The sequence below is a fragment of the Segatella oulorum F0390 genome, assembly GCF_000224615.1.
Taxonomy (GTDB): Bacteria; Bacteroidota; Bacteroidia; order Bacteroidales; family Bacteroidaceae; genus Prevotella; species Prevotella oulorum.
Genome location: NZ_JH114219.1, coordinates 1 through 1,258, shown reverse-complemented (window position 1 = coordinate 1,258; position 1,258 = coordinate 1). Strand labels below are relative to the sequence as shown.

General features: G+C 41.3%; 1 protein-coding gene. It reads right to left on the bottom strand.

Translation table 11 applies throughout. The features are described 5' to 3' along the window. Positions 1-56 precede the first annotated feature (56 nt). A complete protein-coding gene (locus HMPREF9431_RS11875; protein WP_004381578.1) occupies positions 57-1,211 on the bottom strand; it encodes an IS256 family transposase in 1,155 nt (384 codons plus the stop codon). Between the last annotated feature and the right edge of the window lie 47 nt (positions 1,212-1,258).

Here is a 1,258-nt window from a genome sequence, read left to right as displayed (position 1 = left end):
TATTGTCCTAAAAAGTGTGTAACCATAATTTCCCATATCTTCCATTTTGTTCAAAATTATTCACTCTTTTTCCAGCATCTCCATTGATAGACTTTCCTTCGATATGTCGTCTGTGTTTCTTCCATTGCAACAGATGCCAATAGAAATAAAACCGATTGACTTGACGGCATTGCAGCTCTCATCTTGATGGTTCTTTTATACTTTCTGTTGAGCCGCTCAATCCAATTCGTCGTATAAATGCATCTCTGTACTTCTACAGGGAAGTCCATATAGGTGAAATAAGCAATATTACGCTCGGCTTTATATTTGCGTAACACGGGGTATTTCTTTTCCCATCGGTTTACAAAAGTAATAAAATGTTCATAACCTTGCAAAGATTTGCGCTCTTTGTTCTCCAAGGTGAATACTTCATTGAGTTCTTGATTAACTATGGGGTTGTCTTTATGTGAGACGCTGTTTAATATCTGCCGTTTGACATGGGCAACACAAAATTGATGAGCTGCTTGCGGAAAAGCCGAACATACGGCGTTTTCAATGCCTTGAAGGGCATCAGATACCACTAAATCAATCTGCTCAACCCCTCGCTCTTTCAAACTGTTAAGCACTTCTTTCCAGCATAATGCACCTTCGGTTGGATAATTCACAATGGTAAGCACTTCCCGACTTCCGTCCTCCAACACGCCCAGTATGGTATAGTAGGCTTCCTTGGATACTTGCTGATCCCTCCGGGTAGCGATAAAGGTGGCATCAATATAGATAGCCAGATAGTGGGCTGACAGTTGACGATTGAGCCATGCTTCAACGTCTTCCCGACAACTGTTGGCCAAGTAAGAGATTTGCTGTTTGCTATAAGCCCGACCATAAACCGTCTCTATCACCTCACTAATCTGCTCGGTGGTAAGTCCCTTGGTATAAAGTTGATAAACCAAGGCAGCACGCTCTTCACATTCGCTACGAATAATCCCTAAAAGTACGGGATAGAAATTGCCGCTACGGCTACGTGGAATGCGCAAGACGAACGTATAGCCCTTACAATACCAACGACGAGGACGAAAGCCATTGCATTGCTCATTTTTATTCGCTTTGACGAATAATTCGCGCTCATGGGCCATCAAAGAATTCATAATCAACGATTGAAGCGTGACAAAACCTTCACTGCTACTTGTGTAATTCGAAATAATTTCCGAAATTTGTCCTTGTGTAAGTTCCATATTCTTGTTGTTTTTTATTACTTAATGCAAAGATAAGAATTATGTCC